The following is a 24,585-nucleotide window of genomic DNA, read 5'->3' on the forward strand; positions in this document are numbered from 1 at the left end:
AGAAGAAGCCCAGCGGGTTGATGTCGTAGCTCACCAGCAGGTTCTTGGTCTGCTGGTAGTGGTCGAGCATCATCTTGTGCGTCTCGCGACCGACGCCGGACTTCTTGTAGCCGCCGAACGCGGCGTGGGCCGGGTACAGGTGGTAGCAGTTGGTCCACACGCGACCGGCCTTGATCCCGCGGCCCATGCGGTAGGCGCGGTTGATGTCGCGGGTCCAGAGGCCGGCGCCGAGGCCGTACTCGGTGTCGTTGGCGATGGCCAGGGCCTCGGCTTCGTCCTTGAAGGTGGTGACGCCGACCACCGGGCCGAAGATTTCCTCCTGGAACACGCGCATGCCGTTGTGCCCCTTGAGCAGGGTCGGCTGGATGTAGTAGCCGCTGGCCAGGTTGCCTTCGAGCTTCTCGACGCTGCCGCCGGCGAGCAGCTCGGCGCCTTCCTGCTGGGCGATGTCGAGGTAGGAGAGGATCTTCTCGTACTGCTGCTGGGAAGCCTGGGCGCCGACCATGGTCTCGGTGTCCAGCGGGTCGCCGCGCTTGATCGCCCTGACCTTTTTCAGCACCTCTTCCATGAATGCCGGGTAGATCGACTCCTGGACCAGCGCGCGGGACGGGCAGGTGCACACCTCGCCCTGGTTGAAGAAGGCCAGCACCAGGCCCTCGGCGGCCTTCTCGATGAACGCCGGCTCGGCCTGCATGATGTCTTCGAAATAGATGTTCGGGCTCTTGCCGCCCAGCTCGACGGTGGAGGGAATGATGTTCTCCGCCGCGCACTTGAGGATGTGCGAGCCGACCGGGGTGGAACCGGTGAAGGCGATCTTGGCGATGCGCTTGCTGGTGGCCAGGGCCTCGCCGGCCTCCCTGCCGAAGCCCTGGACGACGTTGAGCACGCCCGGCGGCAGCAGGTCGCCGATGAGTTCCAGCAGCACGCAGATACCCAGCGGGGTCTGCTCGGCCGGCTTGAGCACCACGCAGTTGCCGGCGGCCAGCGCCGGGGCCAGCTTCCAGGCGGCCATCAGCAGCGGGAAGTTCCACGGGATGATCTGCCCGACCACGCCCAGCGGCTCATGGATGTGGTAGGCCACGGTCCTGTCGTTGATCTCGGCGGCGGAGCCTTCCTGGGCGCGGATGCAGCCGGCGAAGTAGCGGAAGTGGTCGGCGGCCAGGGGGATGTCGGCGTTGAGGGTCTCGCGCACGGCCTTGCCGTTGTCCCAGGTCTCGGTGACGGCGAGCAGTTCCAGGTTCTGCTCGATGCGGTCGGCGATCTTCAGCAGGATGTTCGAGCGCTCCTGCACCGAGGTGCGGCCCCAGGCGTCGGCGGCGGCGTGGGCGGCGTCGAGGGCCTTGTCGATGTCCTCGGCGGTGGAACGGGGGAACTCGGCGATCGGCTGGCCGTTCACCGGCGAGGTGTTGGTGAAGTACTGGCCCTTGACCGGAGGCACGAACTCGCCGCCGATGTAGTTGCCGTAGCGAGGCTTGAAGGTGACGACGGCACCGGGGGTTCCGGGCGCTGCGTAGATCATGGCGAAGCTCTCCTGTGTGGTCGTTCCGCCGTGGCGCGGCGGACTCGTGCAAGGGCGCCGCGGTCGGCGGCGAAGGGTCGGGCGCGTCACTCGTCGACGTGCACGCTTTCCAGATAGCTGCGGATCGCCCAGAGGCCTTCCTGGCTGATGAAGTCGGCCATCTTCGGCATGTACACCGCGCCATCGCGCACCGCGCCGTTGATGACCCGCTCCTTGAACCATTCGTCGCCCTCGGCGCCGGTCTCCAGCAGGCGCAGGTCCGGGGCGATGCCGCCGGACTTGGCTTCCAGGCCGTGGCAGCGCGCGCAGTTCTGGTTGTAGGCGGAGGCGCCGATCTCGACGGCGAGGTCGTGCTTGGCGTAGGGCTTGCGGTAGGGGTTGGTGTCGCGCCATTCCTTGCCCAGCGGCTCGAGTCCCTTGGTGTCCACTGCCTGGGGGGTCACATCGCCGTGGGCCAGCGCCAGGCTCGAGAGGCTGAGACCGGCCAGCACCAGCAGGCCGCGCAAGGCGTTGTTCTTGTTCATCACTTCATTCCTCCGGGGAGACAGGACAAGGCACGGGCGCCAAACGGCGCTCATCGCCATCCTAGGAAGCTCCGCCGCGCGCCCGAATCCTGCTTTGGGCGTCCTCGCCTACTCCCTTCGGAGTAGAGCCTCGGAAGGCCTTACGCGGGGCTTTGGCAGCAAGTCCAAGTCATGCCCCGTCCGGGAAGTCTTCCCGGACGAATCGGGCGATCTTCCGTTCCCGTCGGCGCGCCCCGCTTCCACCATGAAGCCGCCGCGGCCCGAGCAGCGGCCTGCCGTTTCTCGACCCTCACTCCAAACGGGAACCCGATCATGACAACAAGAACCTCACCCGCCCCTGCCGGCCTCCTGCGCCCGAGCCTGCACTGCCTCGCCTTCGCCGTCGCCCTGGGCAGCGCTGGCGCCGCGCTGGCCAAGGATGTGACCTGGGAGGACATCGCCAACGACGACAAGACCACCGGCGACGTGCTGCAGTACGGCATGGGCACCCACGCCCAGCGCTGGAGCCCGCTCAAGCAGGTCAACGCCGACAACGTGTTCAAGCTGACCCCGGCCTGGTCGTACTCCTTCGGCGACGAGAAACAGCGCGGCCAGGAGTCCCAGGCCATCGTCAGCGACGGCGTGATCTACGTGACCGCATCCTACTCGCGGCTGTTCGCCCTCGACGCGAAGACCGGCAAGCGCCTGTGGACCTACAACCACCGCCTGCCCGACGACATCCGCCCGTGCTGCGACGTGGTCAACCGCGGCGCCGCGATCTATGGCGACAAGGTGTTCTTCGGCACCCTCGACGCCTCGGTGGTGGCGCTGAACAAGAACACCGGCAAGGTGGTGTGGAAGAAGAAGTTCGCCGATCACGGCGCCGGCTACACCATGACTGGCGCGCCGACCATCGTGAAGGACGGCAAGACCGGCAAGGTCCTGCTGATCCACGGCAGTTCGGGCGACGAGTTCGGCGTGGTCGGCCGCCTGTTCGCCCGCGATCCGGATACCGGCGAGGAAATCTGGATGCGTCCCTTCGTCGAAGGCCACATGGGCCGCCTGAACGGCAAGGACAGCACGGTGACCGGCGACGTCAAGGCGCCCTCCTGGCCGGACGATCGCAACTCGCCGACCGGCAAGGTCGAGTCGTGGAGCCACGGCGGCGGCGCTCCCTGGCAGAGCGCCAGCTTCGACGCCGAGACCAACACCATCATCGTCGGCGCCGGCAACCCCGGCCCGTGGAACACCTGGGCGCGCACCGCCAAGGGCGGCAACCCGCACGACTACGACAGCCTCTACACCTCCGGCCAGGTCGGGGTGGACCCGAGCAGCGGCGAGGTGAAGTGGTTCTACCAGCACACCCCCAACGACGCCTGGGACTTCTCCGGCAACAACGAACTGGTGCTGTTCGACTACAAGGCCAAGGACGGCAAGATCGTCAAGGCCACCGCCCACGCCGACCGCAACGGCTTCTTCTATGTGGTCGACCGCAGCAACGGCAAGTTGCAGAACGCCTTCCCCTTCGTCGACAACATCACCTGGGCCAGCCACATCGACCTGAAGACCGGCCGCCCGGTGGAGCGCGAGGGCCAGCGCCCGCCGCTGCCGGAACCGGGGCAGAAGCATGGCAAGGCGGTGGAAGTATCGCCGCCGTTCCTCGGCGGCAAGAACTGGAACCCGATGGCCTACAGCCAGGACACCGGCCTGTTCTACGTGCCGGCCAACCACTGGAAGGAAGACTACTGGACCGAGGAGGTCAGCTATACGAAGGGCAGCGCCTACCTTGGCATGGGCTTCCGGATCAAGCGCATGTACGACGACCACGTCGGCAGCCTGCGCGCCATGGACCCGGTCAGCGGCAAGGTGGTCTGGGAACACAAGGAACACCTGCCGCTCTGGGCCGGGGTGCTGGCCACCGCCGGCAACCTGGTGTTCACCGGCACCGGCGACGGCTACTTCAAGGCCTTCGACGCGAAGAGCGGCAAGGAGCTGTGGAAATTCCAGACCGGCAGCGGCATCGTCTCGCCACCGATCACCTGGGAACAGGACGGCGAGCAGTACCTCGGCGTGACCGTCGGCTACGGCGGCGCCGTGCCGCTGTGGGGCGGCGACATGGCCGACCTGACCCGGCCGGTGGCCCAGGGCGGTTCCTTCTGGGTATTCAAGCTGCCCAGCTGGGACAACCGCACCGCCAGCCGCTGATCCCCGCGCCGCGCCCTGCGAGGCGCGGCTTTCCCCGCCTGCGGAGTATCCCGATGAAGACCTTCCTCCTCTGCGCCGCCCTGCTCGGCGCCGGCCTGGCCCAGGCCGCCGACGACATCGACGACGTCCGCGTCATCGCCGGCTGCCGCCTGGAGCCCGGCGCGCGCTGCGCCAAGGCCGACCTGCGCGGCGCCGACCTGCGCAACCTCGACCTCGGCCGCATCGACCTGGCCGGCGCCGATCTCTCCGGCGCCGACCTGCGTCACGCCAGGCTCGACCTGGCCAACCTGGAAAAAGCCAACCTGCGTGGCGCCGACCTCACCCGCGCTAGCCTGCAGCAAGCCAACCTGCGCGGCGCCGACCTCTCCGGCGCCAGGGCGGTGGCGATCCAGGCCTGGGGCCTGTTCGCCCAGGGCGCCCAGTGGCAAGGCGCCGACCTCACCGCCGCCTACCTGGAGTTCGCCCGTCTCAGCGGCGGCCGCCTGCACCAGGCCACGTTGCGCGCCGCCGACCTGGAGATGACCTGGCTGTCCCGCGCCGATCTCAAGGGCGCCGACCTGCGCGACGCCAACCTGCAGGAAGTCAAGCTGGCCGAGGCCAACCTGGAAGATGCCGACCTGCGCGGCAGCAAGGTGCGCTTCGGCAACTTCCAGGGCAGCAACATGCAGGGTTGCAAGGATTGCCCCGCGGGCTGGCAGTGAAGCGCCGGACAGCAGCGACGGCCCCCTAGCCGAGGCTGCCGCGAGCCTCCTCGGCGAGCGGCAGCGGCAGGCCCAGCCGCAGCACGCCGCTGTCGATGGCCCGGTGCACCAGTTCCGCCTGGGTACTCACCTGCAACTTCTGCTTGAGCAGGCTGACATGGTTGGACACGGTCTTGGCGCTTACCCCCAGGTGCTCGGCCACCTCGCGCAGGGCCAGGCCACGCGCGAGCAGGCGGAAGATCTCGAACTCGCGACGGGTCAGCCCGCGCAACGCTGCCCCGCCCTGCTCTTCCCACGACTGGCAGGCCAGGCGCGTGGCCAGGGGCTGCTCCAGATAGAGCTGGCCGGCGAGCACTCGCCGTATCGCCTCCAGCAGCACCGTCGGCGCCGCGCGCTTGGTCACGTAGCCGCGGGCACCGGCATCCAGCGCCTGGCGCACCAGGGCCAGTTCGTCGTGGAGGCTGAAGAACAGCACGCGCAACTGCGGCAGGCGCTGGCGCAGCCGGCGAGTCAGTTCCAGGCCGCTGATGCCCGGCAGGCCGAGATCGACGATGACCAGCGAAGGAATTTCCCGCTGCACCGCCTGCAAGGCTTCTTCGCCGTCGCCGGCCTCGTTCACCTCCACGTCGGGGAGCAGCCCGCGCAACAGCGCGGCCAGCCCTTCGCGGACCACGAAATGATCGTCCACCAGCAGGATCTTCATCGTCCTCTCCTCTCAGTCGTCGCGTTCCAGCGGCATCCGCAGGCGCAACGCCAGGCCCTGTCCGGGACGGCTGCGCAGGCTCAGTTCAGCGCCCAGGCAGCGCGCGCGCTGGCGCATCGAGTCCAGGCCGAAGCCGGGTGCCGGGTCCGCCGCGCAGCCGCGACCGTCGTCGCGTACGCTCAGGTAGAGAAAGCCGCCACGGCATTGCAGGCGGATCCGCACGCGGCTGGCGCCGGCATGCCGGGCGACGTTGTTCAGCGCCTCCTGCAACAGGCGGTAGAGATGGGTCCCGGCCGCCGCATCCAGGGGCGGCAGCGGACCGCCCAGGCGCAGCTCGCAGGCGATGCCCTGGCCTTCCTGCCAGTCCGCCACGCAGGCGCGCAGCGCCTCGTCCAGCGACTGGCGTTGCAGGGCCGGCGGCGGTAGACCGCGCAGCAGCGCGCGGAAGCTGTCGTCCAGCCCCTGGCAGTAGCGCTCCAGGCGTGCCAGCGCCGGCTGCCCGTCGCCTGCCGTGCAGCGCAGCAACAACAGTTGGGTGCGGATGCCCGTCAGGTACTGGCCGATATCGTCATGCACCGCCTGGGCCAGCAAGCGCCGCTCGCGCTCCTGCACGGCGAGCAGCCAGCGGTACTCCGCCGGGCCGGCGGGTCGCAGGTCATCCATGGCGTGGCTCAGGGGGCGATCCGACAGGCCTGTCCGACGGCGCAGGCGGCAGGTCTTTCCTGGCCGAGGTGGCGGGAATAGAGGAAATCGAACCCGAGCAGGCTGAGGATCAGCAGGATGGGCAACACCAGGGTGACGGCGATGCGCATGGCGGCGACTCCTGTCCATTGTCGTTGTCGAGACATGCTAGGACGCGCGGAGCCACGGCGTGCTACTACCTTGGTACTGCCGGGCCGCTACTTTTGCGCGGCCACCCGCCTCCAGCCGCCCTTGCGGGCGCCGCCGATGCAGCAGGAGCGCTGCGCAAGCGCCTGGTCCTGCTACTTTGGTACTGGTTCACCCCTCCGGACGTCGAATTTCCAAAGCAGCGCGCCTGCCCTGTAATGACGCATACAAGAAGAAACGACGAGAAGCCGCCATGCCCCGCCTTGCCTTGCCCCGCGTAGCGCCCGACTACCCTGCGGCGGTCCCGCCGCAGTACCGAGTTTGCCTTCTCCGCCTACCCGGCCGCCGACGCTCCGCGACGCGTCCCCGGCAGCGCGCGGCGGAACGCCCGCCCGCTGGGCTATCGCGCCCACGACTGCTACCGTGAGCGCATTCGCATCCGCCCGCGTGCCCCGAGCCGCCACCAGCCGCCCATAACGACAATAACGAGGTGCAGGCCATGTACAAGATCCTGATCGCCGACGACCACCCGCTGTTCCGCGAGGCCATCCACAATGTCATCGCCGACGGATTCCCCGGCAGCGAAGTGATGGAAACCGCCGACCTCGACAGCGCCCTGGGCCTGACCCAGGAACACGACGACCTCGACCTGATCCTGCTCGACCTGAACATGCCCGGCATGCACGGCCTCAACGGCCTGATGAACCTGCGCAACGAGGCCCCGACCATTCCCGTGGTTATCGTCTCCGCCGAGCAGGACAAGCAGGTGGTGCTACAGGCCATCACCTACGGCGCGGTGGGCTTCATCACCAAGTCCTCGCCACGCGCGCAGATGACCGAAGCCATCGAGCAGATCCTCAACGGCAACGTCTACCTGCCCTCGGACGTGATCCGCACCCAGAAGAGTTCGCCGCGACGCAGCGGCCACGAAGAACACGGCATCTCCCCGGAACTGCTCCAGGCCCTGACCCGCAAGCAGCTGCTGGTGCTGGAGCGGATGACCAAGGGCGAGTCGAACAAGCAGATCGCCTACAACCTGGACATCGCCGAGACCACGGTGAAGGCGCACGTCTCGGCGATCCTGCGCAAGCTCAAGGTACACAACCGGGTCCAGGCGATCCTCAGCGCCGGCGACATCGACTTCGCCGCCTACCTGCGCCGCTGAGACCCGCCGATGCCCGACCGCCGTACCCTGCTGCTCACTGTCCTGGCGATGCTGGCCTTCGCCGGCAATTCGCTGCTCTGCCGCGCGGCGCTGAAGGACACCGCCATCGACGCGGTCAGTTTCACCGCCCTGCGTCTCTTCTCCGGCGCCCTCATGCTCGCCATCCTGCTGCATCTGCGCCGGGGCCCGGCCACGCCCGCGCGCGGCGGCTGGCGCGGGGCGGCGGCGCTGTTCGTCTACGCGGCCGCGTTCTCCTACGCCTACGTGCAGCTGGACGCCGGCACCGGCGCGCTGCTGCTATTCGGCGCGGTACAGGTCACCCTGCTGCTGGCCGGCCTGCTGCGCGGCGAACGGCTGGGCGGACAGGCGCTGCTCGGTTTCCTGCTGGCCCTGGGCGGCCTGCTGTTCCTGTTGCTCCCCGGAGCCAGCGCGCCGCCGCTGGGCGGTGCCCTGCTGATGCTCCTGTCCGGCCTCGCCTGGGGCCTCTATACCCTGCTCGGCCGCGGCGGCGGCGATCCGCTGGCGGTCAGCGCGGGCAACTTCCTGCGTGCCCTTGCCTTCGCCGCCCTGCTGCTCCTGGCATTCCACGGACAGTTGCGGCTGGACGGCGCCGGGCTGGCCTATGCCCTGCTTTCCGGCGCCCTCGCCTCCGGCCTCGGCTACGCCGTCTGGTACAGCGCACTGCCGGGGCTGACGGCGATCCAGGGCGCCTCGGTGCAGCTCAGCGTGCCGGTGCTCGCCGCCCTCTGCGGCGCCCTGCTGCTCGGCGAGCCGCTCGCCCCGCGATTGCCGCCGGCGACCCTGGCGGTGCTCGGCGGGATCGCCCTGATCCTCGCCCCGCGCCTGGGCCGCGCGGCGCGCGAAGGCGCCTGAATCAGACCGAGGCTTCGCGCTCCAGCAAGTGGCAGAGCGCGGTCTTCAGCTTCATCGGCCGCACCGGCTTGTGCATCAGGGTATGGCCAAGCTCGCGGACCTGCTGCTTGAGCTCGTTGCTGTAGTTGGCGGTGATCATCAGCGCCGGCAGCGGCGAGCCGCGCCGGGCGTTGATCGCGGCGACCGCGTCGACGCCGTTGCGCTGGTCGTCGAGGTGATAGTCGACGATCAGCAGGTCGGCCTCGGCATGGTAGTTGTCGACCTGTCGCGCCAGGTCTTCCTCCGACAGCGCCGTCACTACCCGGCAGCCCCAGGCTTCGAGCAACGTGCGCATGCCTGCGCAGATCGCCGCATCGTTGTCCAGCACCCACACCCGCGAACCACGCAGGCGCTCGCGCAGGTCGTCCGCGCTGGCCAGCGGCTCGGCGCGACTGCGCGGGGCATGGCGGGCCAGCGGTACCTCGATGGCGAAGCATGAGCCCTTGCCCGGCAGCGAGCCGACCCGGACCCGGTGGCCGAGCATGCGGGCGATCTTGTCGACGATCGCCAATCCCAGGCCGAGCCCGCGGTCCTGGTGACAACGCTGTGACTCGCCGCGCTTGAATTCCTGGAAAATCTCGCCGAGCTTGTCGGCGGCGATGCCCACCCCGGTGTCCCAGACCTCGATCGACAGGCGCTGCCGATGCCGGCGGCAACCCAGCAGCACGCGCCCTCGCGGGGTATAGCGGATGGCGTTGGAAAGCAGGTTGCGGAGGATTCGCGCGAGCAGTTGCTGGTCGCTGCGGACCAGCGCCCCGCAGGCCACGAAGTCCAGGCGTAGCCCTTCGCTGGCGGCTACCTGGCGGTACTCCGCGGCCAGGTTGCCGAGCAGTTCGCCAAGCTCGAACGGGGCGATGTCCGGGGTGATCACGCCGGCGTCCAGCTTGGAAATGTCCACCAGGGTGCCGAGCAGGTTCTCCACGTCCTCCAGCGAATGGCTGATGTTGTTCACCAGCGCCTCGTTGTCCCGCGCCGCGCTGCCGCGCTCCTGCAAGGCGCTGGTGAACAGCCGCGCGGCGTTCAGCGGTTGCAACAGGTCGTGGCTGACCGCCGCGAGGAACTTGGTCTTCGACAGGTTGGCCTGTTCCGCCTCGCGCTTGGCCTCGCGCAGGCGCGCCTCGACCTGGCTGCGCTCGTGGATCTCGCGCTTGAACTGGTCGTTGAGGGTGGTCAGCTCGGCGGTCCGCTCGCGCACCCGCTGTTCGAGGTTCTGGTAGGCCTGGTGCAGCGCCTCGGCGGTCCGCCGGCGCTCGGTGATATCCCGAATCAGCACGAACAGCCCGGCGACCCGGCCGTCGGCCTGGCGGTTCGGCACGTAGGAGCGCTGCATGTAGCGCTCCTCGCCGGACAACGCGGTCTCGGCGATCTCGAAGGTCACGCTTTCGCCGGCCAGGGCCCGCTCGAAGTACGGCTCCAGGCGCCGGCAGTGCTCGGCGCCATGCACGTCGCGCAGGCAGCGGCCGAGCATCGAGCCGCTGGGCCAGCGGTACCACTCCTCGTAGACCTTGTTGGTGAATTCGTAGACCAGTTCGTCGCTGAGATAGGCGATCAGCGCCGGCACCTGGTCGGTGATCAGGCGGATCCAGCGCTCGCTGGCACGCAACGCCTCGGCGTGGCGATAGCGTTCGGTGATGTCGGTGAAGGTGTTGACGAAGCCGCCGGTGGGCAGCGCATGGGTACGGATCTCCAGCACCCGGCCATCGAACAGGCGCTGCTCGCGGGCGCTCAGCGGACTCCCCTGGGAGTCCTGGCTGCGCGGCGTGAGCAACGGCAATTCGCTCTCCGCCATGACTTCGGCGAAGGCCCGGTGCCCGGCGATCGGGGCCAGCCCGCAGAGCTCCAGGAAGCGCCGGTTCCACAACTCCAGCACGCCGTCGGCACCGACCATCGCCACGCCCTGGGAGAGATTGTCCACCGCCCGCTGCAACAGGTGCGACTTCTGCGCCAGCGCCTGCTCGCGGCGCGCGGTCTCGCTGAGCTTGATCTCGGTGACGTCGCTGTAGAGCACCGCCAGCCCGCCGTCGCGGGTCGGTCGCTCGCTCATCCGCAGCCAGCGCTCGTCGCGCAGGCGGTACAGGGTCTGCTGGTCGCCGCCACGCTGCTCCTCGACGATCAGCCCGCCGCTACGCGCCAGCCGGTGCAGTTCGGCGCGACGCATGCCAGGACCGATCCGCGCCCGGCTGTCGATCCACAGCGCGCGGAAGCGCTCGTTGAACAACACGATGCGTTGCTGCGGATCGAACAGGACGAAGGCGTCGGAGATGCTTTCGATAGCGTCGAGCAGATGCTGGTGGGCGGTCTCGGCACGCAGGCGAGCGTCGCTGAGCAACTGGTTGCTGGCCTTCAGTTCGAGCATCGTCTGGCTCAGCGCGTCGGTGCGCTCGCGGACCTGCTCGGCCAGCACCACGGAGTACTGGAAGGCGCCGTAGGCCTCGTCGCTCTGCGCGGCGCTCGACTCGATGCGTCCGATCAGCGCCTGGTTGATCCGCTGCAACTTGTGCCGCTCTTCTTCGAGGGCGACGACCCGCGCCTGCAGCTCAGCGACGGACACCTCCGCGGGGTCGGCCAATGGCGACCCCGGTGAAGGTCTGGTTGATATGCATGCCATTGAATTGCTCTCCGTAGGTGTTGAAGCCGATCACCTGCTGGCTGCGGAGAAACGCGGCGGTAGCTTGCGTGTCACCGCCGACCTCCAGCTCCAGGCGCCGCAGGAAGCAGTCGCAACCGATGGTCAGCAACGGCGGTCCGAGGCGCTCGTGGAGGCGGCGGAACTGCGCCTCCAGGTTGGGCAACAGCGGACCGGTGCTCATCGCGGTGAGAACGATGCCGTTCTCCACCGCACAGTAGAACGTCAGGCTCAGGTCCTCGTTGGCCTGCTGGATCGAGCGCACGTAATAGCGTTCGTCGACCCGCACCGCCAGCGGATGCGCAGAGAACAGGGCGAAATCCAGCGCCTGCGGTGGCACCCCGACCAGCCGGGCGTATTCCAGCGCCGCCGGCTCGGCGTTGAGTTCGTGGACCCGCCGGCTGCCGCTGTCGGCGCGGGTCACCACCAACTTTTCGGCGCGCGGCACCACGTGATGGGTGGTGAAGACCTCGAAGTCCAGCCAGGTGTTGACCAGCACCACCACTGCCGCCCCGGTATGGAACTGGCCCTGGTGGTAGACATGGGTGTGGGTCAGGTGGCGGTCGTCGCCGGCCGAGCCACCGAAGTGCGGGATCGCGCCGAGCGCCGCGCCAAGCGCGGCGAGCACCACCTCTTCGCGGCTGGACAGGCCGTCGAGCAAGGTCAGGGCGAAGCTGTGGTCCTTGATCGGCGCCAGGCCGCCGCGGCGACAGCCGGCCACCAGGGTCTCGACCATCTGCTGCGCGTCCAGCAGGCTGAAGCGCTCCATTTCGTCGATCAGCGCGCTGCTGATGGCGAAGCTGCGCACGTCGAAGCCCACCGCGCTGACGCAGCCGCGTCCGTAGCCCGCCGGAGTGATCTCGCCGGCTGTGGTGCAGCCGACCAGGTCGATGCCGCCGAAGTAGCGTTCGAGCATCTCGGCAAGGGCCGGCAGGTCGTATTCCGCGGAACAGAAGAACAGCACGAAGCCCAGGTGCGGATGGATAAGCTGGCGCGCCAGGTCCTGGGCCACCACTTCGACGTCGCGCGCGCTGGACATGCCCCTGCAGACCCCTTCCCCCTGCCCTTCGTACATGCCCGCTCCCCCGTCGTTCCGCCTCGCCAGCATTCTACGAAGGGCGCCGCCGCGGCCCCTATCCTACTTGGGTCGCGGCGGGGTCCTTCGAAAGTAGCGGTATCACCAGTTCAGTACGGCGCCGAGGGCCACGGTGTCGGTGTCCTCGTCGAGCGCGGCACCGTCGCGCCCGTCGATCCGGTAGCGGTTCAGCTCGGCGACCAGCTTGAGGTTGTCGTTGATCGTACGGAAATAGGCGATGCCGCGACTCTCGTAGTCGGCCGCGGAACCCAGGCCGTTGCCGTCGTCGACGGTCTTGCCGTAGGACAGCGCCAGGCGGTTCTTGCCCCATGAATACGAGCCCTGCAGCAATGCGCCGCGGCTGTCCACCTCGCGCAGCGCGGCTTCGCCGGCGTTGTTGGTGAAGAAGGGATTGATGCCCTTGGCGGTGAACCCCGAACCGGTCACGGAGAAGCCGCCCATCTTCACCTGCAAGCCATAGCCGACCCCCTTGGAAGTCACGCTGTCGACGCTGTCGCTGGTGTTCTTCGAAGTCTGGTAGCCGCCGTTGATCCAGCTGTAGACCTGCGCCCCGGCCAGGTCGAACTGGTAGCTGACCTCGCTCTCGTAGCGCGGGTTGTCCTGGTAGGCCTTGTCGTCGAGGCCGTCGCTGGCATCTTTGTCGATCTGGTTGGAGTCGATCGGGTCGAGGATGCCCACGGCGATGCGCAGGCCGGGCAGCAGGTTGTTGTTGCGGTAGGTGATCTGCGAGGTGGGGAACGGATACGGATAGCCGGTGCCGATGTTGCCGAAGGAGACGCCCTTGCCGTCCACCAGGCCGAGGGTGTCGCTGGGGTTGCCGAAACCGGCCAGCAGTTCGTCGAGGAAGATGTTCGAGCGCGAGAACAGGCCGAAGTCCTTGCCGATCAGCACCTCGCCCCAGTCGCCGGCGACCGTGCCATAGAACTGACGGACGTCGATGGCGGTATCGGTGCCGTCGGTCTCGCTGTCGTTGATGGTCACCCAGAAGGAAGCGCGACCACCGAGGCTCAGCTCGTCGACCTTCCTGCCGAAGTTGAAGCCGATGTAGTTCGGCAGGAATCCCATCTTCACCCGCGACTGGCGGCGATCGTAGGTCTCGCCCTGGCGGTCGACGTCGCTGTTGACGTAGAAGGCATTGAAGTAGCCGTCGGTGGAAAATGTGGTCTCGTCCTTGTCGTACAGCAGGATATCGGCGGCGGCCGGTTGCAGGCCGCCCAGGGCACCCAGCGAGGCCAGGGTCAGCGGCAGGATTCGGCGAACGGCGGTGTTGTTCTTGTTCATGGCGCACTCCGCGAGGTGAAACGACCGGGCCGGTCGTGGCGGAGCCGATTATCGAAACCGGGAAAGCCCTGCCATACGCTTCCTTGGGCCTGCTTCGACGCTTCTTCATGGTGGGCATGGGTGCCGCTGCGCAAGGCGCGGGCAGCGCTCCTCCGGCGGTAGCGCAACCTTGGTCGCGGCGGGAGCGCCACCGAAGCAGCGCGGCTTTCGACCTAACGCCGCAGTAACGCCGGCAAGGCTGTCGTCGAGTTACCGCGTGGCTCGCTTCAGCGCCGGCTGGAAAGCACCCACCAGCCGCCACGCGCCTCCAGCAACCGGGCCTGGGCCGCGAGCAGGTCGTCGCCGCTCAGGCCGAGGGCGGCCTCGGCGAGCAGCCGGGAGCGACCGGCGCCACCGCCAAGGTGCTCCGCCCAGGCGCGCCGTGCTCGCTCGGCGAAGCTACCCGGTGCTCGGCGCAGGTCGTCGGCGAGGGCTTCGCGCAGGCCGGCCAGGCGTCGCGCCGGCAGTTGCGCGAGCGCCTCGGCGGAGCGCTGGAGGAAGGTCTCCATATGCTCCAGCAGGCGTTCCGGGCAGGCACGCGGAGATTGCGCGGCGAACAGCAGGCCGCGCCGGGCGCCGACCTCGCGGAAGCCGCAGAACAACGCGTAGCCCAGTTGCAGCTCGTCGCGCAGGCGCCGCTGGAAGGCCGGTTCGTGCAGGCGCGCCAGCAAGCGCCAGGCCGCCTCCATCGGCACCTCCTGCGTGGGCAGCGGACAGAACAGCAGCAACGCCGACTCGCCGTCCACGGCCAGTTCGCGGCGATGCCGTCCGGGCCTCGGCGGCAGAGGCTCCAGGCGCTCGCCGGCAGCCTGGCCGGGCATCCATCGGGGATCTGGCATCGCGGCCTGCATGACCAAGGCGTCCCAGCGGGTCCGCCGCCAATCGTCGACCTCCGCCAGCGGCTCGCCGAGTAGGCCGGGCAAGGCGTCCAGCAACTGCCGGATCGGCAGGCCAGTGGCGCTGCGGCGCCGCTCGGCGGAGGACAGACGCTCGCCGCTCGCGCGCCAGTCGGGCGGCGCCGCGAGGAGCCGGGCCAGGGCCGGGCGCACGGCGGCCTCGAGGCGATCGCGCGGACCGCGCAGGCTCAGCGACCAGTCTTCGCCGAGCGCCTCCAGGCCCATCTCCACTCCCCCCAGGCGCGCCTGGCCGCACAGCGGACGCAACGCCTGGCGCAGCGCCAGGAAGCGTGATCGTGCGGGCACACCGGGAAAGCGCCAGCGCAGGAACAGCGCGCCCTCGGCGGCGGCACTGGGCGGCAACGGCAGTTCGAAGCGCCAGGCATGCCGCTGCGCGGCCAGCGGCGGCGCTGCGGCAACCGGCGCCACACTCAGGCGGAAGCCCGCCGACCAGCGCGCTTCGGCACCGTCGAGTTCGCTGTCCAGGTGCAGCCGCAGGCAACGGTCGGCGCGCAGCGCGTCCAGGCAGGCCGGGCGAATCTCCGCTGGCAGGCCAAGAACGCGCTGGCGTAGTCGCTCCAGCGGTGCAGTGGGCTCCGCCAGCAACGGCCGGCGCGCCGCCAGCAGGCTGGCGGCATCGTCGCGCAGGGCGCCCAGCCAGTCGAAAAAGGCCGCCTCCAGCGCCGCCGCCGCGCTGCCGTCGAACAGTTCGAAGGTCAACGCCAGGAGCGCCTGCCGCGCATCCCGGTGAACCACCCGCAGCGCCGCCGATTCGCCCAGGCCCTGTTCGCCGAGTGCCGCCAGCAACCCGCCCGGCGAGCGATCGCCGAGCAATTCGGCGAACGCCTGCAGGGTCTGTTCGTCGGCCTCCCGCAAAGCGTCGAGGGCAAAGCCCAGCACCAGCCGCGGCGGTCCCGGCAGGCGCAGCGCCAGCGCTTCGCCGGCGAAGGGCAGCAACGGCGGCGGCGGCGGACTCGCGCCTGGCGCGCGCCCCGGCAGGTCGGCGCAGGCACGCTGCGCCAGCCTCTCCAGCTCGTCCAGTGCCTGCGGCCCTTGCAGCCATAGCTGGCAATTGCCGGCGTGATAGTGGGCGGCATGGAATTCGCGCAGGGCCCGCTGGAACGCATCGTTCTCCAGGGCCAGGCTGTCGCGGCGCCCGGCAGCGAAACGCCGCAGGGGGTGTCCGGCGGGCAGGCCGAGGGCCAGCGCTGCGTCGATCAGGGTCTGCTCGTCGGCCGAGCGCGCCAGGTATTCGGCCTCGAGTACTTCGCGCTCGCGCCGTTGCGCATCGATGTCCAGCAAGGGGCGGGCGAGCATGTCGATCAGCCGTGCCAGACCGGCGCCAAGGTGCTCCGCCGTCACCTCGAAGAAATAGTCGGTGGTCCTGCCCCGGGTGCTGGCGTTGACCTGGCCGCCGCGCACCTGCAACCACGGCATCAGGCGCTCGTCGCCGGGAAACGCCGCGCCGCCGAGAAACGACAGGTGCTCGAGGAAGTGGGCCAGGCCGGGATGCGCGCTCGGCTCGTCGTGGCTGCCCGCCGCCACCCGCAGCCAGGCAGCGGCGCGCGATGCCGCCGGATCATGCGCCAGGTGCAGGCGCAGGCCGTTGGGCAGCACGCAGGCGCGGCTCCTGGGGTGGTGTTGGGCGTGGCGATCCATGGGCGTCCTCGCGGGTTCCGAGGCTGAACCTTACCCTTCCGCGAGGCGAAGGAAATAGTCCTTTCGCCGGGTCGTATCAGGAAGCCGGCGGCTCCTGGCCAGACGCTTCCTCGGAGTACAGCGCCCGTCCGCCGTCGGCCTTGAGCGCCTGCAGGACCTCGGGCGCACGGCACGGGGCGAACAGGTCGAGGCCGGGATCGTAGGCGCCGGTGCGCACTTCCAGCAGGCCGAGCATCGAGTGGAACAGGTTGTCCTGGGACAGCTCCTCGTTGCTGCGCTGGCGCAGGCAGCCACTGTCGAGGCCGAAGGCGCTCTGGTAGCCGGGCGAGAACCAGGCCAGCATGCCGACGTGCTTCTGCTGGTCCGGCGCCAGCAGGTAAGGCGTGCCATGCAGGTAGAGGTTGTACTCGCCGAGCGACTCGCCATGGTCGGAGAGGTAGAGCATGCCGGTATCGATGCGCTCTTCGTTCTTGCGCAGCAGGTCGATCAGGCTGGCCAGCACGTGGTCGGTGTACAGCAGGGTGTTGTCGTAGCCGTTGATGATGCTGTCCCGCGAGCAGGCGCTGAAGTCGTTGCTGGCGCAGACCGGGGTGAACTTCTCGTACTCCCTGGGATAGCGCTTGAAGTAGGCCGGGCCGTGGCTGCCCATCTGGTGCAGGACCAGCACGGTGTCCTGTTGCAGCCCGTCGATGAAGGCCTGCAAGTCGCGCAGGAGGATCTCGTCATGGCACTCGCCGCCGTCGCACAGGGCCGGATCCTTGCTCTCGCTCAGGTCCTGGAAGGCGACGCGGTCGCAGGTGCCCTTGCAGCCGGACTGGTTGTCCCGCCACAGGACCCGCAGGCCTGCGCGCTGCAACACATCGAGAAGGCCTTCCTGGGTGCGCGCGCGAGCGTCGCTGTAGTCCGCGCGGCCCAGGTTGGAGAACATGCAGGGCACCGACACCGCGGTCTCGGTACCGCAGGAGTGCACGTTGGAGAAGTTGATCAGGCCCTCCTCGGCCTTCAGCCGCGGGTTGGTCTCGCGAGCGTAGCCGTTGAGGCCGAAGTTCTGTGCCCGAGCGCTCTCGCCCACCACCAGCACGGTCAGCGACTTGCGCGCATGGCCCTGCCACAGGGCGGCGCGCCGGGCATCGACGGCGATCGGCCGGAGTGGCTGGCTGGCGGCCTGGGCCTGGCCCTTGGCGTAGCCGATGGCGGCGCCGACCAGGTTGCTCGGGGTGACCTGCAGGCGCAGTTCCTTGTTGTTGCGGAACAGCGAGGACAGCCCCTGGTAATTGGCCAGCGCCACCCCGGCGAGCAGGGCCAGGCAGGCGAGCGCCACCAGCAGCTTGCTCAGCAGCTCGCGTGGCCACGGCCGGTAGCGCACCGGGGTGCGCCACAGCAGCCAGACCGGCAGCGCACCAAGCAACACCAGGTAGACGGCGAGCTTCGGCGAAAGCAGGTCGGCGACCTCGGCCGGGTTGGTCTGCATGACGTTGCGCAGCATGCCGACGTCCATCAGCACGCCGTACTGGGTCATGAAGTAGGTGGTACCGGCGGCCGCCAGGATCAGCAGGGTCAGCGCCGGCTTGAGCAGCCAGCGGAACGCCAGCAGGGTCAGCGCCAGGTTGAAGATCGCGGCGATCATCAGGCCGACCGCCAGCATCATGCCGAGGCCCTGCCAGCCCCCCGGGGTGATCGCCAGCAGGCGTTGCCACAGCGGCAGGTTGTAGAACAGCAGGAAGGCGAGGCTGACCAGCAGGGTCAGCAGTTCGGGACGGACGGCGCGGGCTTTCGACATGGGCACGGATCTTCACTGACTTCCGGGTTGCCGTGCGCAGCGTTGCCCCTGGCAGCACTCGACGACGGCGGCAGTCTGCTCGGCGATCCGTCAATCTTTCGTGAAGAATACCTACAGAAAACGTAACCCTCCGAAAGCGCCGCAACCCTTGTATTCCGGGGCTTTCAGCCGGATTGCAAAAAGTTCGCGGGAAGCTTTCCGGGAGCTCTCCGGGTTCGCCGGCATCCCCCCGCATGGCGCCGCCGATGCGGGCGGAAGACAGCAAGCGGCAAGGAACGCGGAGCGCTCCGGCGCCAGTGCCTACGGACTGTTCTGATTGCGACGTCGTTTTTCAACAAAAGGACAGCCAGACCAATGTCTATCCCGCGACCACGGCATTTTCGTTAGCATGCCAAGCTTACGGCCCGGTTCCCACAAGGACGGCGGCCGCCTCCCCTGCTCGTCCCATCCAGATGAGTGCCGTTTCCCCTACCCCCCGGGAAACCCTTCTGTGAATTTCCTCGAGCAGCGCGGTACCTCTCCAGCATGAACGCTTTGAAAGGCCAGGACATCCTGGCGCTTGGTTTTATGACCTTTGCCCTGTTCGTCGGGGCCGGCAACATCATCTTCCCGCCCATCGTCGGCTTGCAGTCCGGCCCCCATGTGTGGCTGGCGGCGCTGGGCTTCCTGATCACCGCGGTGGGGCTGCCGGTGATCACCGTGATCGCCCTGGCCAAGGTCGGCGGTTCGGTCGACGCCCTCAGCCATCCGATCGGCAGGTATGCCGGCGGCCTGCTGGCGGCGGTCTGCTACCTGGCGGTCGGCCCGCTGTTCGCCATTCCGCGCACCGCCACGGTGTCCTTCGAGGTCGGCGTGGTGCCGCTGCTCGGCGAGAGCGGCACGGCGCTGTTCGTCTACAGCCTGGCGTACTTCCTCCTCGCCCTGGCCATCTCCCTCTACCCCGGTCGCCTGCTGGACACCGTCGGACGCTTCCTCGCCCCGCTGAAGATCCTCGCCCTGGCGATTCTCGGCGTCGCCGCCTTCCTCTGGCCCGCCGGCCCGATCGGCACGGCCCAGCCGGAGTACACCCAGGCCGCGTTCTCCCAGGGTTTCGTCAACGGCTACCTGACCATGGACACCCTCGCCGCGCTGGTCTTCGGCATCGTCATCGTCAACGCCATCCGTTCCCGCGGCGTGCAGTCGCCGCGTCTGATCACCCGCTATGCCATCGTCGCCGGGCTGATCGCCGGTGTCGGCCTGGTGCTGGTCTACGTCAGCCTGTTCCGGCTCGGCGCCGGCAGCCACGCCATCGCCGCCGACGCCAGCAACGGCGCGGCGGTCCTGCATGCCTACGTGCAACATACCTTCGGCAGCCTCGGCAGCTCGTTCCTGGCGGGACTTATCGCGCTGGCCTGCCTGGTCACCGCGGTCGGCCTGACCTGCGCCTGCGCCGAGTACTTCTGCCAGCGCCTGCCGCTGTCCTACCGCAGCCTGGTGATCATCCTGGCAGGGTTCTCCTTCATCGTTTCCAACCTCGGCCTGACCAAGCTGATCCAGGTCTCGATCCCGGTGCTCACCGCGATCTATCCGCCGTGCATCGTGCTGGTGGCGCTGAGCTTCTGCATCGGCCTCTGGCATTCGGCGACGCGCATCCTCGCCCCGGTGATGCTGGTTTCCCTGGCGTTCGGCGTGCTCGATGCCCTGAAGGCGGCGGGCCTGGGCCAGGACTTCCCGCAATGGCTGCTGCACCTGCCGCTGGCCGAACAGGGCCTGGCCTGGTTGATCCCCTCGGTCGCCACTCTCGCCGCCTGCAGCCTGGTCGACCGCCTGCTGGGCAAGCCTGCGCAAGTCGCCGCCTGAGCAGGCCCCAGCGGCCTGCCGCCTGTTCTCCCGGCCGAGCGCGGGACATGCCGGCGGGCGGCGCCAATCGCGGCGTCCGCCCCACGGCCCGGCTGGCGCCTGCCGCCGCCGGCAGCGCTTCTTCCCGCGTTCAGCCGAACGAATAAGCACTATCGAGCGGGATGATTTCTAGCGCAGCGGCGCGGTTGTTAGCCTTTCGACCATTCCCCCAGGAAAGCGAATCCAGGAGCCGGTCATGGCCAAGGCACTCATCAGCGTACTGTTGTTCTCCCTCGCCCTCGCCGGCTGCGCCAGCGACTACAACCCCTCTCGCCCGTACAGCAGCGACGAGGTCAGGCAACTGGCGCTGGAAGACCTGGCCCGGCGCAGCCTGTCGTTCGAGGAATACCAGGCCAAGCGTCAGGCAATTCTCGAGGAAAAACCGCAAACCGCCGTCAGCCAGTCCAACGCCGCCCTACGCAGTACCGCCATCTGAGGCCTTTTCGAACGGCCAAGAGAAAGCCCCGCGATGCGGGGCTTCTTCGTATTCGGGGCTGGGCGGTCAGCCGCAGGACAGGCGCTTGATCACCAGCGTGTCGTCGACATCGATGTTCAGCCGGCGCGGGTTGTAGTCCATGGTCACCGCATCGTGCGGGCGCAGCGCCCGGGCGACTTCCGCTCCGGCGGCGCGGCGGGCCTCCTCGATGATGGCCGCGGAAGCCTGCTTGCCGACATAGGCCTGCACCGCATTGGCATCGCAACGACCGTCCGCTGCCGGGGTGGCCGCGGGCGCGCTGGCGCTGCCGGTGGCTACGCTGGCGCCTTCGGTGGACGGGCTGTCGCCGTTGCTGCTGCAACCGGCGAGCAGGGCCGCGAGAACGAGTGCACTGGAAAACTGCTTCAAAGGCATACCGCCTCCTCTGATCTTCTGGGATCGCCACCTTACCAGTGGCATGGGTTTCCTGGCGAAACTGCAATCCGTGCTGACAAATTCGCCAGCTTCAGTCGCCGCTCAGGCGCTGCAGTTCGCGACGCACCATGGCCGCGTATTCCGGCGGACGCAGGAGGTAGAGCTGGCCCGCGACCCAGTCCAGCCAGCGGCCGCCCTGTTCGGCGCGGGCGTCGAGCAGGCGCCGCGCCTCTTCCTCCGCCCGTTGCCGGTGCTGCCGATGGAATGCCTGGCGCTTCGACAGGCCGGAGGCATCTCCGGTTCGATCGTCGGAAGTGTCGGTCATGGCTCTCTTCGCAACCTGCTGCACAAGTCGGACATTCTAACCGAGGAACGCCGTTGCCGTTCGCGGCAAGCGCTTGCCTCCGCCCCGCCCTGCGCCATGCACCGAGCCCTCTGGCGCGGGGTTCGGCGACCTGGCACGGCCCTTGCGACGGAGCGGCGGTCATTCATTTCCATGGAGGCAGGTCATGAACAGCATCGGTCCCGCCAGCCTTTCCGGCTGGTCTGCGCGTTACCCGAACAACCAGCGGCAAGCCAGCACCGAGATCGGCAACGGCGATCTGCTGAAACCGCGCCCCGCCCTCGGCACGCCATTGCGCAACGAGGCCGCCGATCCCGCCACGGAGTCCGCCCGCCAGGCCCTGGACGAGGGTTTCGCGAAGCTGAACCTGACGCTGAAGCAGAACCAGGCGAATGCCACTGCCGGCGCCAGCGAAGGCAAGTCGGCCTATGACGAGTTCAAGGAGTACATGCAGAAATCGCCCGCCGAGCGGATGCGCGAGCAGGTCCTGAAGAGCCTCGGCCTGACCGAGGAGGAACTGGACGCGATGCCGCCGGAGAAACGCGAACAGGTGGAGAAAGGCATCGGCGAACGCATGCGCGAGATGATCGCCATGCAGAACGGCCAGGCGCCGGGACGGCAAGAGGACCCGACGCAGGCCGGCGCGACGCTGAACGCCTGGATCTGAGCCAGGCGCGCGCCAGTCTCTCAGCGCTGCCGGGCGACGACGCGCTTGGCGTAGCTGGCGCGCTCCATCTCGCGCACTTCGACGCTGACCTGCACGCCCTCCTCGCCGCCGCCCGCCACCGCTCCGGCGAGCACCTCGCCGAGCACCTCGCCCAGCGCCTGGCGGGTCGCCGCGTCGCGCCCGTCGAGGATCGACAGGCAGGCATGCAGGTAGGCGCGCTCGACCGCCGCGGTTCCCTGCCGGTAGGCCTCCAGGGTGACGAAGCGCGACTTGATGTCCGCCTCGCCGAATTGCCCGGAAGCGAACAGCGCGGCATTGGCCTGCTCCAGCAGTTCGCCGGGGGACGTTTCGAGGCGGAGGTTGGCAGTGGCTTCGATGACGAGATGCGGCATGCTGGCGGGCCTTGCGGGGAATGGGGAGCGGGATTCTAGCGGCTCGACGAGCGATGCGACAGCCGGCCTGCGCCTGCGTGGCTCAGATCAACCCGGCGGCCGCGAAAACCCGCGCGTAGATGGCGCGGATCAGCGGCTCCTTGCACCGGTTGTAGTCCGCCACCCGTTGCTCGCCGCGCTTGGCGGCTGGCCGTCGACCCAGGGATTTTCCAGCGGGTCGCTGTCGTGATGACGGACAATATCGGCGGCACCGGGCATGGGCATTCCCTCCGGCGGGATCGTTCAGCGCGTCTCGCAGGCCTGCCGCTGGCCTTTGGCCGGCGTGTACAGGTAGCCGGGCGTGTCGCCCGCCTGGCGGTACAGGACCGAACCGTCGCTATAGGAAATCGCGCTCAGCGCCTGGCCATCGGCGAGGCTGCGGACATCGCCGCCCAGCGACTGGACGCTGCTGCCGTCGGGCAGCTTTAGACTGGCGAAACCGTCGATCACCTCGAGTTTGCCGAAGTCTCCACAGTGCAACGCCAGCGGCCCGGAAGCGGCCTTTCCGTCCGACGATGAATCCCCGCAACCGCCCAGCAGCGACAGAACCAACAACGCGGGGAGAACAGCGGGCTTCATCGGGGAGTCCTTTGCGGATGAGCGGAAGACGGGACTCTACCACCTGCCGGGCAGCGGAAAAAACCGCTTCGGCGTACGCTGTCATGCAACGGCAGGCGCACCTGTGAGACAATTCGCCGAATGCCAGGCATCACACCCCGCCTTCATCGCGCTACAGCCACGTCATGACGCTGGCTGCGGCACTCCACGAATGCCCGCAGGATCGCCCCATGCTCCAGATGGAGCGCAGCGGAAAGCCGAGACCGGTAGCAGACCGGTATCGCCATGGTCCAGCGTGCGTAAGTCCTCTATAGGTAAAGAAGTTGATCTCCACCGCGAATATCACCATGCAGTTCGGCGCCAAGCCGCTGTTCGAGAACGTTTCCGTCAAGTTCGGCAACGGCAACCGCTACGGCCTGATCGGCGCCAACGGTTGCGGCAAGTCGACCTTCATGAAGATCCTCGGCAACGACCTGGAGCCGAGCGCCGGCCAGGTCATGCTGGAACCCAACGTGCGCCTGGGCAAGCTGCGCCAGGACCAGTTCGCCTACGAGGACTTCAGCGTCATCGATACGGTGATCATGGGCCACGAGGAACTCTGGGCGGTGAAGGCCGAACGCGACCGCATCTACTCCCTGCCGGAAATGAGCGAGGCAGATGGCATGGCGGTGGCCGAGCTGGAAGTCCAGTTCGCCGAGTTCGACGGCTACACCGCCGAGTCCCGCGCCGGCGAGCTGCTGCTCGGCCTGGGCATCCCGCTGGAGCAGCACTTCGGCCCGATGAGCGCCGTCGCCCCCGGCTGGAAGCTGCGCGTGCTGCTGGCCCAGGCGCTGTTCTCGGACCCGGACGTGCTGCTGCTCGACGAACCGACCAACCACCTGGACATCAACACCATCCGCTGGCTGGAAGGCGTGCTCACCGCGCGCAACAGCACCATGATCATCATTTCCCACGATCGGCACTTCCTGAACAGCGTCTGCACCCACATGGCCGACCTGGACTACGGCGAGCTGCGCCTGTTCCCGGGCAACTACGACGAGTACATGACCGCCGCCGAACAGGCCCGCGAGCGCCTGCTGTCGGACAACGCCAAGAAGAAGGCGCAGATCGCCGAGCTGCAATCCTTCGTCAGCCGCTTCTCGGCCAACGCCTCCAAGGCCAAGCAGGCCACCAGCCGCGCCCGGCAGATCGACAAGATCCAGTTGGAAGAGGTCAAGCCGTCCAGCCGGGTCAGCCCGTTCATCCGCTTCGAGCAATACAAGAAGCTGCACCGCCAGGCGGTGACCGTGGAAAACATCAGCAAGGGCTATGACGGCAAGCCGCTGTTCAAGGGCCTGAGCCTGCAGGTCGAGGCCGGCGAGCGCGTCGCCATCATCGGCCCCAACGGCATCGGCAAGACCACCCTGTTGCGCTGCCTGGTCGGCGACCTGCCGGTGGACGGCGGCGAGGTGAAATGGACCGACAGCGCCGACGTCGGCTATTTCGCCCAGGACCATGCCGACGACTTCGCCGACGACATGAGCCTGTTCGACTGGATGGCCCAGTGGACCCAGGGCGGCGAACAACTGGTGCGCGGCACCCTCGGCCGCATGTTGTTCTCCAACGACGAGATCAAGAAGTCGGTAAAAGTGATCTCCGGCGGCGAGCAGGGCCGCATGCTGTTCGGCCGGCTGATCCTCAAGCGTCCCAACGTGCTGGTGATGGACGAGCCGACCAACCACCTGGACATGGAGTCCATCGAGGCGCTGAACCTGGCGCTGGACAACTATCCGGGCACGCTGATCTTCGTCAGCCACGACCGCGAATTCGTTTCCTCGCTGGCTACCCGCATCATCGAGCTGGGCGAGAACGGCGTGACCGACTTCAGCGGCAGCTATGACGACTACCTGCGCAGCCAGGGCGTGATCGTCTGAGTCCCCGTCGCGCAACGCAAAAGCCCCGCATC

The 24,585-nt window shown here is 68.3% G+C and carries 22 protein-coding genes; 8 read left to right on the top strand and 14 right to left on the bottom strand.

All coding sequences use genetic code 11. The features are described 5' to 3' along the window. Together exaC and pedF are read right to left on the bottom strand one after the other, a co-directional pair. A partial coding sequence (exaC, locus tag ACTJJX_RS27980; protein WP_049284278.1) for an acetaldehyde dehydrogenase ExaC occupies positions 1 to 1,519 on the bottom strand: 1,519 nt, incomplete at its 3' end. Positions 1,520 to 1,605: 86 nt separating this feature from the next. After that, positions 1,606 to 2,043: a cytochrome c-550 PedF gene (gene pedF / locus ACTJJX_RS27985; RefSeq protein WP_003107652.1), complete on the bottom strand. Its 438-nt coding sequence runs from the start codon at positions 2,041 to 2,043 to the stop codon at positions 1,606 to 1,608. 312 nt (positions 2,044 to 2,355) lie between these two features. Between pedF and exaA the strand changes: the two genes are divergently transcribed. Together exaA and ACTJJX_RS27995 are read left to right on the top strand one after the other, a co-directional pair. Next, the gene (gene exaA, locus ACTJJX_RS27990; protein ID WP_003088524.1) at positions 2,356 to 4,227 is read left to right on the top strand and encodes a quinoprotein ethanol dehydrogenase; all 1,872 of its coding nucleotides are present in this window, start codon (positions 2,356 to 2,358) and stop codon (positions 4,225 to 4,227) included. Positions 4,228 to 4,280: 53 nt separating this feature from the next. Next, entirely contained in the window at positions 4,281 to 4,928 is a 648-nt protein-coding gene (locus ACTJJX_RS27995; protein WP_003088520.1) for a pentapeptide repeat-containing protein, read from the top strand. Between the two features lie 25 nt (positions 4,929 to 4,953). Here the strand turns inward: ACTJJX_RS27995 and ACTJJX_RS28000 are convergent, their stop codons facing one another. The 3 genes from ACTJJX_RS28000 to ACTJJX_RS28010 are packed head-to-tail and all read right to left on the bottom strand — an operon-like array spanning position 4,954 to position 6,443. Then, complete coding sequence (locus ACTJJX_RS28000) at positions 4,954 to 5,631, bottom strand: response regulator transcription factor (RefSeq protein ID WP_003124732.1); 678 nt, start codon at positions 5,629 to 5,631, stop codon at positions 4,954 to 4,956. A 12-nt stretch (positions 5,632 to 5,643) separates the two neighbouring features. Further along, positions 5,644 to 6,294 (bottom strand): sensor histidine kinase, encoded by a 651-nt coding sequence (locus tag ACTJJX_RS28005; RefSeq protein WP_003107757.1) that lies wholly within the window; start codon positions 6,292 to 6,294, stop codon positions 5,644 to 5,646. Positions 6,295 to 6,302: 8 nt separating this feature from the next. Then, a complete protein-coding gene (locus tag ACTJJX_RS28010; protein WP_003088510.1) occupies positions 6,303 to 6,443 on the bottom strand; it encodes a hypothetical protein in 141 nt (46 codons plus the stop codon). Between the two features lie 515 nt (positions 6,444 to 6,958). Here ACTJJX_RS28010 and agmR point away from each other — a divergent pair. Together agmR and ACTJJX_RS28020 are read left to right on the top strand one after the other, a co-directional pair. Further along, on the top strand, positions 6,959 to 7,624 hold the full coding sequence (gene agmR, locus ACTJJX_RS28015; protein WP_003107754.1) for a response regulator AgmR: 666 nt from the start codon (positions 6,959 to 6,961) through the stop codon (positions 7,622 to 7,624). A 9-nt stretch (positions 7,625 to 7,633) separates the two neighbouring features. After that, positions 7,634 to 8,497, top strand: a complete 864-nt coding sequence (locus tag ACTJJX_RS28020) for a DMT family transporter (RefSeq protein ID WP_016851709.1) — start codon at positions 7,634 to 7,636, stop codon at positions 8,495 to 8,497. A 1-nt stretch (position 8,498) separates the two neighbouring features. On the opposite strand, the gene nahK is transcribed toward ACTJJX_RS28020, so the two are convergent. The 5 genes from nahK to ACTJJX_RS28045 form a co-directional block, all read right to left on the bottom strand. Then, positions 8,499 to 11,144: a hybrid sensor histidine kinase/response regulator NahK/ErcS' gene (gene nahK / locus ACTJJX_RS28025; protein WP_003119141.1), complete on the bottom strand. Its 2,646-nt coding sequence runs from the start codon at positions 11,142 to 11,144 to the stop codon at positions 8,499 to 8,501. Then, entirely contained in the window at positions 11,074 to 12,237 is a 1,164-nt protein-coding gene (gene nosP / locus ACTJJX_RS28030; RefSeq protein WP_010794091.1) for a nitric oxide-sensing protein NosP, read from the bottom strand. The genes nahK and nosP overlap by 71 nt, the downstream gene beginning before the upstream one ends. Before the next feature lie 102 nt (positions 12,238 to 12,339). Beyond that, entirely contained in the window at positions 12,340 to 13,539 is a 1,200-nt protein-coding gene (locus ACTJJX_RS28035) for a porin (RefSeq protein WP_003107001.1), read from the bottom strand. Positions 13,540 to 13,805: 266 nt separating this feature from the next. Beyond that, positions 13,806 to 16,133: a pyrroloquinoline quinone biosynthesis protein PqqF gene (gene pqqF / locus ACTJJX_RS28040; RefSeq protein ID WP_049284449.1), complete on the bottom strand. Its 2,328-nt coding sequence runs from the start codon at positions 16,131 to 16,133 to the stop codon at positions 13,806 to 13,808. 76 nt (positions 16,134 to 16,209) lie between these two features. Further along, positions 16,210 to 17,913 carry a phosphoethanolamine transferase gene (locus ACTJJX_RS28045; RefSeq protein WP_009876318.1) on the bottom strand — a complete coding sequence of 568 codons (1,704 nt, stop codon included), beginning with the start codon at positions 17,911 to 17,913 and terminating at the stop codon, positions 16,210 to 16,212. A 525-nt stretch (positions 17,914 to 18,438) separates the two neighbouring features. Between ACTJJX_RS28045 and brnQ the strand changes: the two genes are divergently transcribed. After that, entirely contained in the window at positions 18,439 to 19,752 is a 1,314-nt protein-coding gene (gene brnQ / locus ACTJJX_RS28050; RefSeq protein ID WP_016851712.1) for a branched-chain amino acid transport system II carrier protein, read from the top strand. 235 nt (positions 19,753 to 19,987) lie between these two features. Next, positions 19,988 to 20,227, top strand: a complete 240-nt coding sequence (locus ACTJJX_RS28055; protein ID WP_003088496.1) for a hypothetical protein — start codon at positions 19,988 to 19,990, stop codon at positions 20,225 to 20,227. A 66-nt stretch (positions 20,228 to 20,293) separates the two neighbouring features. Here the strand turns inward: ACTJJX_RS28055 and ACTJJX_RS28060 are convergent, their stop codons facing one another. After that, positions 20,294 to 20,641 carry an I78 family peptidase inhibitor gene (locus ACTJJX_RS28060; protein WP_023082773.1) on the bottom strand — a complete coding sequence of 116 codons (348 nt, stop codon included), beginning with the start codon at positions 20,639 to 20,641 and terminating at the stop codon, positions 20,294 to 20,296. Between the two features lie 91 nt (positions 20,642 to 20,732). Continuing rightward, positions 20,733 to 20,966 (bottom strand): hypothetical protein, encoded by a 234-nt coding sequence (locus ACTJJX_RS28065; RefSeq protein WP_003450286.1) that lies wholly within the window; start codon positions 20,964 to 20,966, stop codon positions 20,733 to 20,735. A gap of 184 nt (positions 20,967 to 21,150) precedes the next feature. Here ACTJJX_RS28065 and ACTJJX_RS28070 point away from each other — a divergent pair, with 184 nt between their 5' ends. Further along, a complete protein-coding gene (locus ACTJJX_RS28070; protein ID WP_003139775.1) occupies positions 21,151 to 21,651 on the top strand; it encodes a hypothetical protein in 501 nt (166 codons plus the stop codon). Between the two features lie 20 nt (positions 21,652 to 21,671). Here the strand turns inward: ACTJJX_RS28070 and ACTJJX_RS28075 are convergent, their stop codons facing one another. Continuing rightward, on the bottom strand, positions 21,672 to 22,043 hold the full coding sequence (locus ACTJJX_RS28075; RefSeq protein WP_003139776.1) for a 5-carboxymethyl-2-hydroxymuconate Delta-isomerase: 372 nt from the start codon (positions 22,041 to 22,043) through the stop codon (positions 21,672 to 21,674). A 282-nt stretch (positions 22,044 to 22,325) separates the two neighbouring features. Further along, positions 22,326 to 22,661, bottom strand: a complete 336-nt coding sequence (locus tag ACTJJX_RS28080) for a hypothetical protein (RefSeq protein ID WP_003119150.1) — start codon at positions 22,659 to 22,661, stop codon at positions 22,326 to 22,328. 302 nt (positions 22,662 to 22,963) lie between these two features. Here ACTJJX_RS28080 and ACTJJX_RS28085 point away from each other — a divergent pair, with 302 nt between their 5' ends. Further along, complete coding sequence (locus ACTJJX_RS28085; protein ID WP_003111315.1) at positions 22,964 to 24,553, top strand: ABC-F family ATPase; 1,590 nt, start codon at positions 22,964 to 22,966, stop codon at positions 24,551 to 24,553. Positions 24,554 to 24,585 lie beyond the last annotated feature (32 nt).

The organism is Pseudomonas sp. 22490 (assembly GCF_052044465.1).
In the GTDB taxonomy this organism is placed as follows: domain Bacteria; phylum Pseudomonadota; class Gammaproteobacteria; order Pseudomonadales; family Pseudomonadaceae; genus Pseudomonas; species Pseudomonas aeruginosa.

Bases quoted from the DNA above. Each gene is read 5' to 3' on its own strand.
- pedF (WP_003107652.1), bottom strand. From the start codon at position 2,043: ATGAACAAGAACAACGCCTTGCGCGGCCTGCTGGTGCTGGCCGGTCTC.
- exaA (WP_003088524.1), top strand. From the start codon at position 2,356: ATGACAACAAGAACCTCACCCGCCCCTGCCGGCCTCCTGCGCCCGAGC.
- ACTJJX_RS27995 (WP_003088520.1), top strand. From the start codon at position 4,281: ATGAAGACCTTCCTCCTCTGCGCCGCCCTGCTCGGCGCCGGCCTGGCC.
- ACTJJX_RS28000 (WP_003124732.1), bottom strand. From the start codon at position 5,631: ATGAAGATCCTGCTGGTGGACGATCATTTCGTGGTCCGCGAAGGGCTG.
- ACTJJX_RS28005 (WP_003107757.1), bottom strand. From the start codon at position 6,294: ATGGATGACCTGCGACCCGCCGGCCCGGCGGAGTACCGCTGGCTGCTC.
- ACTJJX_RS28010 (WP_003088510.1), bottom strand. From the start codon at position 6,443: ATGCGCATCGCCGTCACCCTGGTGTTGCCCATCCTGCTGATCCTCAGC.
- agmR (WP_003107754.1), top strand. From the start codon at position 6,959: ATGTACAAGATCCTGATCGCCGACGACCACCCGCTGTTCCGCGAGGCC.
- ACTJJX_RS28020 (WP_016851709.1), top strand. From the start codon at position 7,634: ATGCCCGACCGCCGTACCCTGCTGCTCACTGTCCTGGCGATGCTGGCC.
- nahK (WP_003119141.1), bottom strand. From the start codon at position 11,144: ATGGCATGCATATCAACCAGACCTTCACCGGGGTCGCCATTGGCCGAC.
- nosP (WP_010794091.1), bottom strand. From the start codon at position 12,237: ATGTACGAAGGGCAGGGGGAAGGGGTCTGCAGGGGCATGTCCAGCGCG.
- ACTJJX_RS28035 (WP_003107001.1), bottom strand. From the start codon at position 13,539: ATGAACAAGAACAACACCGCCGTTCGCCGAATCCTGCCGCTGACCCTG.
- pqqF (WP_049284449.1), bottom strand. From the start codon at position 16,133: ATGGATCGCCACGCCCAACACCACCCCAGGAGCCGCGCCTGCGTGCTG.
- ACTJJX_RS28045 (WP_009876318.1), bottom strand. From the start codon at position 17,913: ATGTCGAAAGCCCGCGCCGTCCGTCCCGAACTGCTGACCCTGCTGGTC.
- brnQ (WP_016851712.1), top strand. From the start codon at position 18,439: ATGAACGCTTTGAAAGGCCAGGACATCCTGGCGCTTGGTTTTATGACC.
- ACTJJX_RS28055 (WP_003088496.1), top strand. From the start codon at position 19,988: ATGGCCAAGGCACTCATCAGCGTACTGTTGTTCTCCCTCGCCCTCGCC.
- ACTJJX_RS28060 (WP_023082773.1), bottom strand. From the start codon at position 20,641: ATGCCTTTGAAGCAGTTTTCCAGTGCACTCGTTCTCGCGGCCCTGCTC.
- ACTJJX_RS28065 (WP_003450286.1), bottom strand. From the start codon at position 20,966: ATGACCGACACTTCCGACGATCGAACCGGAGATGCCTCCGGCCTGTCG.
- ACTJJX_RS28070 (WP_003139775.1), top strand. From the start codon at position 21,151: ATGAACAGCATCGGTCCCGCCAGCCTTTCCGGCTGGTCTGCGCGTTAC.
- ACTJJX_RS28075 (WP_003139776.1), bottom strand. From the start codon at position 22,043: ATGCCGCATCTCGTCATCGAAGCCACTGCCAACCTCCGCCTCGAAACG.
- ACTJJX_RS28080 (WP_003119150.1), bottom strand. From the start codon at position 22,661: ATGAAGCCCGCTGTTCTCCCCGCGTTGTTGGTTCTGTCGCTGCTGGGC.